Raw genomic sequence first — 13,452 nt, 5'->3', positions numbered from 1 at the left:
AATTATTTATTTAACATCTTTGCAGCTGTATCATCTTCTAACCACTGACCGGTATTTAAAAACGTAGATTGCTGCAACTCAGCGATTTGATGATCAGGTGACCCCGGTAACATTTGCCATCCCAAATATTCAATTCCATAATACCCTATATCAACCATACTTAAATAAGAGTCCATATTTTCTAAATCTTTTTTATTATTTGCAAAAATTACTATTTTTTTAGGTTGTTTTGGTATAATTTTTAAGAACTCTATAAGAGTTTTTACTCTATTTATATTACCGGTAAATATTATACCTAAATAAAAAATAGGAGCTCCAGCATCGCTTGGATTAAATCTAAATACATCTTTATCATTAACCTTATTAGTAAAATTAATATTGAGTCCGTAAAGTAAGGTATATAACCATCCTTCATAATTTTCAATTAAATTACATGGAGCCGTTATTTCTTGAAGACCTAAAACTGTTGCACCTTGCTGTTTCATCTTATTAATTAAATCTACCCACTTAGATTCAACAAGCATCATTTGACGCTGCACTATCAATTTTGCAATAGTTTTATTAACTGATGCGTTATCCGCTGCAAGACTATATAAATATTTAGTAAAATTTATATAAGAATTATCCTGATATCGAAATAATTTGGACTTCGGGGTTATAATAGTATTATCTATATTTATAAGTACCAGCGTATCTGCATCTATCTTCGGTAATAAATTTTTCATTGTTACTGAATCTACGGAGTAAGTAGGAATAATTTGACCGTAGCCCGCGCCCGCATACGAAATAACTAAGCAAAGTAAACTCAATAAAACTTTATTTATTCGTGTCATAAGGATTTTTACCTTTCACATTATTATTCTTTAAAGGTGGATTATTTCTTTTTAGCTTATTTATTTGAGGTATTAAATCACCAATGGTTTTATTATAATATGCAGCATCTTTATTTTCCGGGGTATTTTTATAATGATAACCAATAAATAATATATTAGAACTATAACTACTAAGTTGAAATTCCATTGAGTTTAGCAATTCTATGCTACTACTAATCATTATAAAGCATTTCGGTATAAAATTCATTTGAACAAGGAAATTGATCATCATTTCCGCTTCCGATATATTATTACTCGTCAATATACCCTTATAAAATACCGGATAAGTATTAGCAAAACTGTCTAAATTATTAAAAATAATATAATTATTGTTTGGAAAACTATTTGAAAAATCAATATCGAAATTTTTCTTTAAATAATCGGCAAACCATATTTCAAATTTAGGAATATTATTAAAATTACCGGTAAAGCCATCATTTACTGCTATTATAGGGATTTTACTATTACTCATTTCATTTACAAAATTTGGAAAATCAGATTCTTGTAATTCTTTCTTATAACTATCATTAGTTAAAATCAATTGATTTATATAAATAGCTTTTGGATTTTTATTAATATTACGCAAAAGAGGAATTAGTGTAAGATAAATATCTTTATCAATTTGTTCACCATTAGCCACTAAAGATTTAAACAAAAATTTATCTAAAACCGTTACTACTAATAAATCCTGAGGTACATAATTTTTATTATAATTTTCTTTAAAATCTTGTTTTATTTTATCTAAGTTATCTACTTCGATAATCTCTGCACAAGCTATAGACGTAATAAATAATATTAGAATAAATATATATTTTTTAAACATTTATGGTTCCGTTTTTTAAAGGCAGCGTGTCACCCCATGGCTTGACCACGGGGTCCATAAAAAAATTAAAAAGACTGGATACCGTGGTCAAGCCACGGTATGACAATTGTTATATACTACATCATACTGCTAATATCAATCCATATTAAACTATAATATGGTAAATATGTTTGGAAGTTTTTTTAGTTCGCTTGGTGGTACTGTTGGAAATACATTTGGCGGCGGCATATTATGGCGAAGCTATACCTCTAATTTTCGGTACTGCAAGAGTTAACGGAAAAATAATTTGGGCAGACACAATAAAAGAAGTCGCAAATAGTACCCGTCATAAAGAATATTTCCCTTATTTTCATAACTTAAAATCCGTTACTAATTTCACTGAATATAGCTATTTCTTTTCTTTTGCAGTTAGGATTTGTGAGGGAGAAATTACTGAAATTAATAGAGTATGGGCGGGTGATGAAGTTATAAATTTAGGTAAGTATAATTTTAGATTATATAAAGGATCAGAAATGCAATTACCTGATCCTTTAATTGAAACCAACTTAGGTAGCGGTAAAACTCCTGCTTTTAGGTCACTTAGCTATATAGTATTTGAAGAATTACCTTTAGAAGATTTCGGCAATATTATTCCAAATTTCTCATTTGAGGTAACAAGAAAACCAAATATTTATTTACCGAGTAATTATGCAAAAGTTGAAAATTTTAGCATTAACATGATCCCGGGATCAGGGGAATTTGTTTACGATACGGAAGTTCAATATAAAACTCAAGAAAGTTCTTACGGCGGTGTCATAAGCCATGAGGCCATTAACTCCCATAATCATTATAATATTGCAGATAGCGTATTTAGTCTTAATCAGCTACAAAACACCTGCCCTAATATTAAATAGATAGCACCTGTAGTTTCTTGGTTCGGCGATAGTTTAGATATAGGCTATTGCAGCATAAAACCGGCTATAGAGTTTAACGACCCTCTAACCTCATATTCATGCACTTGGCAAGTCGGTAGTTATAATAGAGAGAATGCTAAAATTATCTCTAAAGATGAGCGTGACAACCCTCATTACGGCGGCACGATTAATGATGCTAGTTTAGTGCGTTACTTAACCGAGTTAAAAAGACGTAATTTAAAAATTATGTTTTATCCAATGTTTTTCATGGATTTATCAGATAAACCGTGGCGTGAACATGTAACAGGTTCTGCAAATGCAGTAAGCAATTTTTTCATAAAGCGGACGGTTATAATAATTTCATCCTGCACTACGCACAACTTGTTAAAGATTATGTCGATGCCTTTATAATCGGCTCGGAGCTGATCGGCATAACTTCTATAAAAGATGCAGCCAATAATTTTCCGGCAGTAAACGAGCTTTGTAATCTTGCACATTTAGTAAAAAAATAGTAGGAAGTAATGTACAAGTTACTTATGCTGCCGATTGGTCGGAATATCATCACACTAGCGGTGGCTGGTATAATCTAGATCCGTTATTTGCCTCCCCTTATATCGATTTTGTAGGTATAGATGCTTATTTCCCTTTAACTAGTTCTTTAAGTTCTCAGATAACTAAAGAAGAAATTATGAAAGGTTGCCGTTCAGACGAAGGGTATGATTATTATTTAGACGGTAACGGTAATAAACAGCCTCTATCTGCTGCTTATGCTTGGAAGAATATAGGGTATTGGTGGGAAAACCATCATTATAATCCTGATGGAAATCGAACGGCTTGGGAGCCGAAAATGAAAAAATATGGTTTACCGAGTTTGGATTTCCGTCAATAAATAAAGCTCCAAATCAGCCAAACGTTTTCTTTGATCCTAAATGCACGAATGGCGGTAGCCCTAAATATTCCTCGGCAGGTATGGATTTCTCTGTACAACGCACGGCTATTAAAGGATTTATAGAATATTGGCAAATGCAAGAATATATAGAAGAAATGTTTTTATGGACTTGGGATGCACGCCCCTACCCTGCATATGGCCACACGGTAATATTTGGAGCGATAATCATTTATGGGAAAAAGGACATTGGGTTAACGGTAAGTTCGGAGCTTGTAGTCTTGCCGAGATAATCCTTGAGCTATCTGCTAGAAGCGGTATTGACCTACAAAAAATCGATATTTCTACTATTGACGAAGTGGTAGACGGTTTTATTTTGAATAAAATTTTATCTACAATAGATGTTATTAATTCTCTAAGAATATTTTACTTTCTTGATATGATAGCAAGCGAATGTGAAAAAATTAAATTTCTGAAGCGAGGAGCAGGTAATTTAGAGTATCTAAGCAGTGAGAACTTAATAAAAATTTCAGATAATAGTTATTTAAAGCAAACGGAAATACCTGAAGAAAATATTATTAGCAAACTTAGTATTAATTTTATCGATAGGTTTATAATTATACTAATTCCTATTGTTACATAAGTAATGAAGCAGGTTCAAATAGTCCAACCCTTAACGTCAAAATCCCTATTATCTTATCACTACCCGAAATAGAGATTAATTTTAAAAAATGCTTCTATTGAGAGCAAAGTAATTAAATTCCTAATACCAGCAATCTTTCATGGATTCAAACCAGGAGATTTTTTAATACTTCATTATAACAAACTTAAATCCCAAATTAGAATAGTAAATATACAACTACTTTCTCTAACTTCTTATGTTACAGGCGTTATAGATAATTTATCTTCTTATTATTTGCCTGCTGCAAATATTTTATCCGGTTTTGAGAAAACCGTAAATGAACAGGCTAAATGTATTATACTTGACTTACCTTTTAATATAGTAGAGGGAAATGATCAGCCTTATCTAGCCGTTTATTTACAAAGTAATATTAATAAGCCTTATATGTATCTACAAACGGCAGAGATTATACCAAAATAGCAAATTTAACTAATCGAACTTTCATAGGAAGCGTAGTGGGTTTTGCTTCTGATAATATTACTATTAATTGTAAAAATTTTGAAACGCTAGTTAATTATGATTGGAATTTGGCAGCTTTCGGTCTAGAAATTATAAAATTCAAAAGATGGGAAAAATTAGATACCGATACTTATAAAATAAGCGAAATAGTTAAAGGCGAATTTGCAACGCAAAACTTAATTCACTCTCATCTTCATCATGAAAATTTTATTTTACTTAAAAAGAATTTTAATATCATACCCGTAGCTAAAAAATTAAAAGGTAAAAAAATATATTTTAAAGTCGGTAACCTATCATCTATAGAAATTACTTTCCAAAACAAAGCAGGGTTATAGGTTTGCATAAAGGAATAGAAAAAATTACGGACGGTTATTTCAATTCCTCAATCTCTCTTTCGGTTAAACCTGTAAATTCAATAATTTCATCTAAAGGCTTATTTTTCTTTAACATTTTTTTCGCCATCTCAGCTAATTTCATTTCACCAATTTGTATGCCTTTTTCTATACCTTCTTGAAGCCAATGATGTGCAATACTTCCCATAATCTCCTCTTCTACTTTAGGATTTAAACATGTTTTAAGCATATTTTCTAACTCTATTTTATCAGTTTGATCTATTTTAGTCAAAGAGTAACTCAAAGCACTTTTTATATAATCAACACCGGTATTAGAATTAGCAATTATTGTCAAACAACTAGATATTTCTTGCCATTTATCAAATAAATTAGTTTTGTGAACATATTTCATTAGAATCTGTAAAACAGCTAGCCAAGGATTTTCTTTTAATTTCTCATCAGGTATATTTTGTAAATCTATAAGTTGATAATCATTGCTCCAAGTAGCTTTTACTAATTCACTATTTTCAAATAAGTCCCATAAATTTAAAGAAGCAGTATATTTTTGATTATCATTAAAAAATACTAACGGATATATAAACGGAAATTTCTTGGAACTAGGATACAAATTCGAGTACCACTCAGCGATATTTAACATATACTTAAACAAGCGAAAAGCCATCAAGTGATCGGAGCTACTTTGATGTTCCAGTAGTAGATATAAATAACTTTCGCTGTTATTAATTTTAACAGAAAATAAAACATCCATGATAGATTCTTTAAGGCTTGGCTCTATAAAACTATCATTTTCCAGTGTTAAGGTAGTAGGGGAAAATAAAGCTTTTATATGCGGCGGCAAATGCATATTAAAAAATTCTCTAGCGACGAAAGGATTTGCTAAAGCTTTTTGAAAAAACTTATCATGCTTTATTTTTTCTGACATATATTATTTAAAGTAGTATATTAGGATAATAGCAGAAAAAATTTAATAATCCAGAGTTGAGATTTATGTTTTAAAAATAAAGCAGGGTTGTAGATAAGTAATTTGCTATTGACGATATATAACTTATAAATTCACTTTAAGCCTTAAAGAACCTTGATTAACTATGTATTTCTTCGCAAGGGATAAATTATATCTAATACCAAACTCCATCATATTATATTGAACAGAAAGACTCCCGCCTAAATTATAATTTAGTTTTGTAGGTTTAAATTTAACTGTTGTAAGCGGCTCATCTATTCCATCAAGCCATGCATCGGTATTCGGTAATTTTCCTCTAAAATCATAACTTACAAAACCATGTAATTCCGGTTTTATTTTTACGTCTTTTACAAAGAAATTAGTTACGCCTTTTAACCCTACTATACCTTCAAATCTATCATATGATTTTTTTCTAACGGATAAATTCTGGAAAGTAGTTCCTACTTCAGTATAACTATTATTTTTAAACGTAGCATAACGAGTTCCAATCATCGGGGTTATAGCCGTGAGGTTAGATATTAAATAATTATAACCGCCAAGTAATTCACCACTATAAGAAGTGTTATTAAATTTACCGATTGCAGTTTGATCACTTATAGAAACCTTACGGTTTTCAAATTTTGAAGGCAGATTTCGTAAAAAATGCACCATATCAAAATAATTATAGAATATTTTCGCCTAAAAATTTTGAAAGCTTAAAGAGCTTAATTAATAATTCACATCAATATAGTAAAGCAGCAAAACCAATGCTTGATTTAACAGTAAATTTAATATTAGCACCAGAGGAAAGAAATGAAATTAGTAGTAAATATAAAGATAGTAAAGAATTGATTAAATATTTAAAAAACTAGACTATATTACCTATATTTTACTTTAACAATTATAGACCGGAGAAAGCAAATACAAGAGAATTAGGAAGTTATAAAAACTAATTCTCATGCCCATATTATGACTAATTTAATTATTAATTTACTAAAATTACCTTTTGTAAAAGAACAGAATTATCATGAATTATTTGCAACTGATCAAAAAATTCAATTACAATGTATATTAACCAAGATTCTACCGCAAATAATAAAAGATAAAATCTTACTAGCGAGCAAGTTTACTACTTAGAAAGAATTGGAGATCTTATACACAGAGAATCAGATGATAGAGCTGCAGAGTTCATAGTTAGGTATCTAGAAATTAGTATAGATAATTTATTACATTCTATTGAAGATTCACGTATTATTGATGCAATTCAACCGCTGGCAGATTTTTGGGAGGAACACATAGTTCCTAAAATGGAATCTACTATTATAGGATGTACAAAGGAATATAATTGTGACGCATTTGATGGAACGTAATTAATAATGCATAAAAGCGTTGTTGCATGGATACCAAATCGTCATTGCGAGCGACTAAAAGGAGCGTGGCAATCCAAAAAAAACACACAATAAAAAAATGCTAAAATTAGCATTTTTTACTGGATTGCTTCGTCAAAATTTTCAATTTTTCCTCGCAATGACGTTGAAAAGTGACCCACACAACAACGCCTTCGCAGGAACGACATGGTAACCATACGTACCTAATCACTAAAATTATAACTAATATTTTTTCTAGCAGAACTTATATCTTTTAAACGTTCACAAACCTTTTCAAAAACTTGTTTAGGCAAGATATTTGAAGCATTAATTTGTAAAAATTTATCGTCTTTTAATTTAATCGAAAAAGAAGGCTCTTGAAATTCCGGTCCATCAATTTCTCTAGCAATTTTTATATAATAACCGATTATATGACTGTTGTAATAATCACTTTTACTAATCATTTTCTTAGCTATTTTATTAATCTGCATGTCAGTTTTAGCAGTATAAGTAACTGTAAGGGCAATACCTAGCATAAGACGCTGTCTATGACTAAAAGGAATGTCTGAAGATAATATAAATTCCAAAACAAAATTTGCTCTGAGCGTTTTATCAATATTTTTATTATATTGTGCTAGCATTATAGCGAGTTCAATAATAATAAGAGTCGTGGCATCGGAATTAATTAAAAGATATTGTACTGCTTCAATATATTTTTCAATTTTACATATATTTCTATCAAATTTTACTAATCTCTTTACCCTCTCATAAATAATATCTTTTTCTGTTTCATGAGACGGCAACGAGTCAAATCTTACTCCTTCTTTTAAACCGTAATTTGAGATAATAATTTTTTCCGGTGAAAATACCTTAATCATCGCCTTTATTACTAAAACTGCATTATAATTTATGGCTTTCTGCTCATAATAACTTAGCTTTAATTTATCGATTTGCGATAATTTCTCTAAATATAACTCAAACTCTACACGATTTATTTCAAAATTATGTAAATTTTTAAGAGGATAATTTATAGACTCCATATATATACGGCTCATTAGACGTAATGCACCGCCAATTAAATATAAATTAGGATAATGTGCAGCTCCAAATTCCTCCTCTAGCATTTTAGTAATCAGCCCAACATCACCAAAATTGCTACTAGCAATAATTTTTGTACCAAGCGGCAATGATTTTAATTTACCGACTTTTTTATTTCCAATCTGTGCAAGCTCAAGACTTCCACCGCCAAGATCGGCTACAATACCGAAAGCATCACTAATACCGGAAATTAATCCAGCAGCAGTTAAATAAGCTTCACATTCACCTGAGATAATTTCAATATCAATATTGAATCTCTTTTTAATTATAGCTTTGAATTCATCCGCTTTAGGATGCCCTCTAAGTATAGCTGTTGCAACACATCTAATATTAGTAACGGACAGTTTGGTAAAAATATGGATAAGATATTGTAGAGATAAATATGTTTGATGTTTTACGTCTAAATTATCTAAATTAAGTAAATTTGTAAGATAATTTCTAAATTTATAATTAAAAATTTCCGGAGCTCCAAGCTCATCACTTTCATAAACTACAGCTCTTAAAGCATTTGAACCGATATCAATAATAGCTGAACGCATTTTTGGATCTTACTCATTATTTTCCGAAGCAGTTGTTGTTTCGGTCTCTTCAGAAGCCTCATTATTATTTTTATTTGCCCTAGGGTCAAAAGGTACTTGAGTAGGTACAAAAGTCGGCGGTAATAATCTACTAGTAAAAAACTTATCTTCGTAATATTTAATTTTACGAGATTTTATAGGCGGAAAGGATTCTATTAAAACAATTTGCTCATCTCTGGGTAACTGTATTACTTCTTGAGGTAAAAGTAAAGCTCTTTGAACTTGAGAAACGTTTTGGGTTCTAGTAGAAATATTAAGGTCAAAAAATAAAGGTTTACTAAATGATCTTTGTTCTACCGTCTTATTACCGACAAGCTGCGATATTAAATTTGCCGTTTCATAGTTATTAGCAGCAAAAGTAATACGATATGTTGCATTAGATAAGAAAGAATTCATCCCTGCATCTTCATATGTTCCTTTTAGCTGCTGCGTATCTTGAATAATCAAAAATAACCGAACTCTATAACCTCTAAAATAAGCTATACCGGCTTTAAAAGTATCCATCTTTCCAAGTGTCGGGAACTCATCAAGTAAGAACATTACCCCATGCGGTTCTTCCTTTAAATCCGGCATTTTGCGGCTTAAAAATTCTGTCGCCTGCTGATAAAACACCTGCATTAATTTTTGTAAACGCTGTATATTATCGGGTGTTAACCCTACATATACAGTTGTTTTTACTTTTTTAAATTCTTGTATGTTGAAATCAGAAGATGCTGTAGCTGAATCAATAAGCGGATTTGCCCATAATTCAAGCGATGAGTTCATTGTAGATATTACACCCGAACGCTCTTTATCGGCTTTTTGCAAAAACGCAGCAATATTCATATATGCAACAGGATGTATTACACCGCCAAGCGTATCGAGTACGACCGCTAGATTATAAACTACGTCGTCACTTCTCATGGTACGCACTACTTCACCGAAAGATTTAGTTTTAGTAGGATCGGCTATTAAATATAAAGTTACACCTAAAAATAAACTTCGTGCTTCGTTATTCCAAAAATCCTTTTCCGGCATTATAAGATTTGAAATTTTCTGCACGTCATCAACCATCTGCCCAGGCTTAGTACTAACCCAATCAATCGGATTGTAACAATGCGTAATACCGTCGGGATTAGAAGGCTCCCATACAAAAACCTTCTGACCTTGTTTCTCACGCCAACCGCTTGTTAAACCGTGGTTTTCAAGCTTTATGTCGTGCACTACTACCGAATCACTCCAAAATAACAGGTTAGGTATCACAAAACCCACACCTTTACCTGAACCTGTAGGAGCAAATAATAAAGCATGCTGGAACCCATCTGCAACAAAATATCCACCGGCATCAACACCTATTAACATACCTTTTTTGGATCTAAGACCAGCAGCCTCTATATCTGACGGATTAGCCCAGCTAGCATCTCCATATACTTTTTCCGGTTGCTCAAAAAATTGTAATGATTTTATTCTTTCAAAATTTTTAATGTAAAATATTATAACAACAATAGCGGGACCAAGAAGAGATGCAAGTAGCTTCAATTTTAAATAATTATAGTCGGCAATTTTTAACTGCCCCCAAACGTTAATAAGCCAGTAAACCCACTTATAAGCAATATTTATAGCATTTATATCTACACCTAAAGCTCCAACCTCATTAGTAAAAATTGCAACAAATGCACCGCTTATCCAAATGGTACAAAAAATAACAACCGGATGAATTATAGCATGACCGAATATATTCCTAGTAACTTTAAGTATCTTATGCCATTCCATGAATTGATATTCCTAGTTTTTACTTATCACTTAATATTGTTAATATTTTTAGTTATATTTCTGGATACCGTGGTCAAGCCACGGTATGACATCGCTCCTTAAACTAACACCTATGCATATTGCATAGAAAACGGTAGACAAAGTTTAATTTGGAAAAGAGCAAGGCGTTTCATATTTTTTGACCGCAGCGTACATACTATAATAGTACGTGAGGATCAAAAAATATGAAACAACGACGCCAATTTTTCAAATTAAACGAGTCTACACCATCCCCTCAGCGTTCTTGTTCTTCTTATAATATACTTCCGAAACATATCTTTTCCCACCGCTACCGCGTTTTAACTGCACAACGATATCTACAACGGTTAAAATATACTTCTTTACTTCTTCAGGCGGCATACCAAGATCTGCTTGCATAACCATAAGCTTTAACTGCTCAATAGCCATAGTGGGACTATCGGCATGCAGAGTTGATATTGAACCAGGGTGACCTGTATTAATAGCACGCAAAAAGCTAAAAGCTTCCTTACCTCGAAGCTCACCGACTATAATTCTATCCGGTCTTAAACGCAAACAGGCCTCTATTAAATCTTGAGTAGTAACATTTGCACGCCCCTGTCCTCCTTTGGAAGCAAGTAAATGCACTCTGTTAGGATGGCTTGATAGCACAACCTCACGAGCATCTTCTACAGTAATTAATCTTTCTATTGCAGGTATTTCAGTAAGTGCCGCATTAGTAAAAGTAGTTTTACCGGTTGAAGTACCGCCGCTAATTATGATATTTTTCTTTGAAACAACTGCATGTCTAATAAATTCTTTAATCTTTTTTTCAGCTAAGAAATTATTTAAAATTACTGCATCTTCATCTACTAAACTCTCTGTTGCAGTATCATCAAATGCCCCCATTTTAGCATATTCATCTAAAGTTAGATTCATACCGCTAGGCTTTCTTATAGAATAAATGATTTGTCCTATCTCACAAGCAGGAGGAAATACTATTTGAATACGGTAGCCATTCGGCAAAGTTGCCGAAAGAAGCGGTTTTTCTTCTGAAATCATCTGTTCGGTAGATTGAGCGACTAAACGCCCTAATGAAAGTAGATGTTCGCTATCCAGTTCCGGTATTTGCTTAGAATATATATCGCCTTTTTTTTCAACCCATGCTTCTCCAGGCTTATTAACCATAATTTCGTTAATACCGTCTTCAGCAAATAAATTTTTAAAAGGAAGTAAAAACGTCTCTAAGGCTGCAAATTCTTCATTCATTTCATTACCTTCGATTTTAATAAAACGGCTTTTGGGAATTTATAATCCTTATTAACGTATATTCTAACCGGCGTACCTTGATTAACCGTTGTCGTCGGCTTAAACTGCTGCTGAGTTACCATATTTTGTACAACATTCGTCACATCCGTAAAAGCTTGAGTAGAAGCTTGTTGTGCTTGCGTCGGAGTTGATGCTATAGAGGTAGTAGTAAGCAAACTTGAAGCTGCCGTATTAACTGCCTGTACTAAGGTTTGAAGTCTCTGCTCAGCAGTATTCGCTGAAGAAGCAGTTTGTGCTGTTGTACATGCTTGAGTCATAGTAGTATAAGCAGTCGAAGTTTTATCGGTAATAGCAGCAAGTATATTAGTACAAATTGTAACTATCCTAGTATTTGCATCCATAGCGGTATTAGACGCAATAGTTTGAGCAGTATTTAACAATTGTGTGGCTGTAGCACTATTAGTTGCTGCTGCCTGCGAATCTATAGGAGGCGGCACTAACTTATCAAGAATTTTAGCAAGACCTATATTAAAGCCGGATTGTAATACGGCATTTGCAAATTGTTCTTTATATTTATTATCAACTCTTCCTTGTAGTCCCGGTCTACCTAAATTATCAACTGCAGGTGAGTCGAATTCTATAGTATAACCGTTAGTTAAATCGATTCTATCCCATATTATAGAAACTCTACCGTAACTATCTAACGAAGTTGAGGTTGCATATTTACCGAATATTTTTGACCCTTTCGGTATCAATATAACTTTATCTTTCTCAGAAAATACGTCTCTACTAATAATGGCTCTTATTTCACCGCCGAGATCACTATTTATTGCCGTCTCAAGGACTGCATCAATTAATTTACCGCGTCCGAGAACCAAAGACATATCACCGCGATCTTTAAAGGCCGCTTCTGCCGTAATCTGTTCCGGTGTTTTTTTAGGCTCTACACCACCAACTAACACTATAGCTGATTTTCTTTTTGCTTCACGACGTTGCTTCTTTGCATCGCTCTCAACTAGCGTTCCTGGGGTCGAAGGCAATGAAATCGGCGGCAACGGAGTTTTGTCTTTATTCTCTTCTACAGGAGTAGTAAGAGGTAAGACCGGTGGAACTTCTACTACCGGAGGAGGAGGCAATGGAGAAGCGGTGGGCGTCTCAAGCTTAGGCGGATCAGGTAACTTTGGAATCTCCGGAATATTATCATCAACCTCCGTAACAGGTTTTACAATATTAGTCGGTATCTGAGTCTCCGGTATTTCTTCTTTTTTAGTACCGAAAAAAAGAGTATAAAAAATATATATAAAAATACCGCAAATTATGACTACTATAGCAATACTCTTATTAAAGCTAACTGAAACTTTTGATAATTCTCTTTGTACTTCAGGAAAATCTTCTCCTGATAAAGAACCGGTATTATTATTGTTATTTTGCTCTTCAGCCATATCTAAATTATATTAGTTAAAGTGTTTTATATTAAAAATTG

The 13,452-nt window shown here is 32.5% G+C and carries 14 protein-coding genes and 2 pseudogenes; 8 read left to right on the top strand and 8 right to left on the bottom strand.

The window, feature by feature from the left end; all coding sequences use genetic code 11:
* Positions 1–2 precede the first annotated feature (2 nt).
* Together MB29_RS06365 and MB29_RS06360 are read right to left on the bottom strand one after the other, a co-directional pair.
* Positions 3–833, bottom strand: a complete 831-nt coding sequence (locus tag MB29_RS06365) for a DUF2608 domain-containing protein (protein WP_032139532.1) — start codon at positions 831–833, stop codon at positions 3–5.
* Positions 817–1,695, bottom strand: coding sequence for a DUF2608 domain-containing protein (locus tag MB29_RS06360; RefSeq protein WP_032139531.1), 879 nt, complete (start codon positions 1,693–1,695; stop codon positions 817–819). Before MB29_RS06360 ends, MB29_RS06365 begins: the two co-directional genes overlap by 17 nt.
* Before the next feature lie 2 nt (positions 1,696–1,697).
* On the opposite strand from MB29_RS06360, the gene MB29_RS14510 reads away from it, so the two are divergent.
* From MB29_RS14510 to MB29_RS06340, 6 genes and pseudogenes are all read left to right on the top strand, one after another.
* Positions 1,698–1,844, top strand: coding sequence for a palindromic element RPE4 domain-containing protein (locus MB29_RS14510; RefSeq protein WP_233418988.1), 147 nt, complete (start codon positions 1,698–1,700; stop codon positions 1,842–1,844).
* A gap of 17 nt (positions 1,845–1,861) precedes the next feature.
* Positions 1,862–1,982: pseudogene (locus MB29_RS13830) on the top strand (host specificity protein); the annotation flags it as partial.
* A gap of 810 nt (positions 1,983–2,792) precedes the next feature.
* Entirely contained in the window at positions 2,793–2,999 is a 207-nt protein-coding gene (locus MB29_RS11830) for a hypothetical protein (RefSeq protein WP_215426268.1), read from the top strand.
* A pseudogene (locus MB29_RS14345) lies at positions 2,951–3,767 on the top strand (baseplate megatron protein TIM-barrel domain-containing protein). The gene MB29_RS11830 and the pseudogene MB29_RS14345 overlap by 49 nt, the downstream one beginning before the upstream one ends.
* Before the next feature lie 623 nt (positions 3,768–4,390).
* Positions 4,391–4,576 (top strand): hypothetical protein, encoded by a 186-nt coding sequence (locus MB29_RS11825; protein WP_215426277.1) that lies wholly within the window; start codon positions 4,391–4,393, stop codon positions 4,574–4,576.
* 35 nt (positions 4,577–4,611) lie between these two features.
* On the top strand, positions 4,612–4,950 hold the full coding sequence (locus MB29_RS06340; protein ID WP_233418987.1) for a hypothetical protein: 339 nt from the start codon (positions 4,612–4,614) through the stop codon (positions 4,948–4,950).
* A 34-nt stretch (positions 4,951–4,984) separates the two neighbouring features.
* Here the strand turns inward: MB29_RS06340 and MB29_RS06335 are convergent, their stop codons facing one another.
* Both MB29_RS06335 and MB29_RS06330 read right to left on the bottom strand, forming a co-directional pair.
* Positions 4,985–5,890: an Rpn family recombination-promoting nuclease/putative transposase gene (locus MB29_RS06335; RefSeq protein ID WP_032139528.1), complete on the bottom strand. Its 906-nt coding sequence runs from the start codon at positions 5,888–5,890 to the stop codon at positions 4,985–4,987.
* Positions 5,891–6,013: 123 nt separating this feature from the next.
* Positions 6,014–6,580 (bottom strand): autotransporter outer membrane beta-barrel domain-containing protein, encoded by a 567-nt coding sequence (locus tag MB29_RS06330; protein WP_051965332.1) that lies wholly within the window; start codon positions 6,578–6,580, stop codon positions 6,014–6,016.
* On the opposite strand from MB29_RS06330, the gene MB29_RS06325 reads away from it, so the two are divergent.
* Together MB29_RS06325 and MB29_RS13025 are read left to right on the top strand one after the other, a co-directional pair.
* Positions 6,550–6,780 carry a hypothetical protein gene (locus tag MB29_RS06325; RefSeq protein WP_032139527.1) on the top strand — a complete coding sequence of 77 codons (231 nt, stop codon included), beginning with the start codon at positions 6,550–6,552 and terminating at the stop codon, positions 6,778–6,780. The two genes, MB29_RS06330 and MB29_RS06325, sit on opposite strands and share 31 nt — an antisense overlap.
* 97 nt (positions 6,781–6,877) lie before the next feature.
* Positions 6,878–7,045 carry a hypothetical protein gene (locus MB29_RS13025; protein ID WP_233418986.1) on the top strand — a complete coding sequence of 56 codons (168 nt, stop codon included), beginning with the start codon at positions 6,878–6,880 and terminating at the stop codon, positions 7,043–7,045.
* A gap of 454 nt (positions 7,046–7,499) precedes the next feature.
* Here MB29_RS13025 and MB29_RS06315 read toward each other — a convergent pair whose 3' ends face one another.
* The 4 genes from MB29_RS06315 to MB29_RS06300 all read right to left on the bottom strand — a co-directional run bounded on the left by MB29_RS06315 (position 7,500) and on the right by MB29_RS06300 (position 13,411).
* The gene (locus MB29_RS06315) at positions 7,500–8,912 is read right to left on the bottom strand and encodes a Ppx/GppA phosphatase family protein (RefSeq protein ID WP_032139526.1); all 1,413 of its coding nucleotides are present in this window, start codon (positions 8,910–8,912) and stop codon (positions 7,500–7,502) included.
* 9 nt (positions 8,913–8,921) lie between these two features.
* Complete coding sequence (locus MB29_RS06310) at positions 8,922–10,703, bottom strand: type IV secretory system conjugative DNA transfer family protein (protein WP_032139525.1); 1,782 nt, start codon at positions 10,701–10,703, stop codon at positions 8,922–8,924.
* A gap of 261 nt (positions 10,704–10,964) precedes the next feature.
* On the bottom strand, positions 10,965–11,969 hold the full coding sequence (gene virB11 / locus MB29_RS06305) for a P-type DNA transfer ATPase VirB11 (protein ID WP_032139524.1): 1,005 nt from the start codon (positions 11,967–11,969) through the stop codon (positions 10,965–10,967).
* Positions 11,966–13,411 (bottom strand): TraB/TrbI/VirB10 family type IV secretion system protein, encoded by a 1,446-nt coding sequence (locus tag MB29_RS06300; protein WP_032139523.1) that lies wholly within the window; start codon positions 13,409–13,411, stop codon positions 11,966–11,968. The genes virB11 and MB29_RS06300 overlap by 4 nt, the downstream gene beginning before the upstream one ends.
* Positions 13,412–13,452: the final 41 nt, after the last annotated feature.

Origin of the sequence: Rickettsia tamurae (assembly GCF_000751075.1) — a bacterium.
GTDB classification, from domain to species: Bacteria; Pseudomonadota; Alphaproteobacteria; order Rickettsiales; family Rickettsiaceae; genus Rickettsia; species Rickettsia tamurae.
Note: the sequence above shows the minus strand (reverse complement) of the source record. Positions and strands in the feature narration are given on the sequence as shown.

Bases quoted from the DNA above. Each gene is read 5' to 3' on its own strand.
- virB11 (WP_032139524.1), bottom strand. From the start codon at position 11,969: ATGAATGAAGAATTTGCAGCCTTAGAGACGTTTTTACTTCCTTTTAAA.
- MB29_RS06335 (WP_032139528.1), bottom strand. From the start codon at position 5,890: ATGTCAGAAAAAATAAAGCATGATAAGTTTTTTCAAAAAGCTTTAGCA.
- MB29_RS14510 (WP_233418988.1), top strand. From the start codon at position 1,698: ATGGTTCCGTTTTTTAAAGGCAGCGTGTCACCCCATGGCTTGACCACG.
- MB29_RS06315 (WP_032139526.1), bottom strand. From the start codon at position 8,912: ATGCGTTCAGCTATTATTGATATCGGTTCAAATGCTTTAAGAGCTGTA.
- MB29_RS13025 (WP_233418986.1), top strand. From the start codon at position 6,878: ATGACTAATTTAATTATTAATTTACTAAAATTACCTTTTGTAAAAGAA.
- MB29_RS06365 (WP_032139532.1), bottom strand. From the start codon at position 833: ATGACACGAATAAATAAAGTTTTATTGAGTTTACTTTGCTTAGTTATT.
- MB29_RS06360 (WP_032139531.1), bottom strand. From the start codon at position 1,695: ATGTTTAAAAAATATATATTTATTCTAATATTATTTATTACGTCTATA.
- MB29_RS06310 (WP_032139525.1), bottom strand. From the start codon at position 10,703: ATGGAATGGCATAAGATACTTAAAGTTACTAGGAATATATTCGGTCAT.
- MB29_RS06300 (WP_032139523.1), bottom strand. From the start codon at position 13,411: ATGGCTGAAGAGCAAAATAACAATAATAATACCGGTTCTTTATCAGGA.
- MB29_RS06330 (WP_051965332.1), bottom strand. From the start codon at position 6,580: ATGGTGCATTTTTTACGAAATCTGCCTTCAAAATTTGAAAACCGTAAG.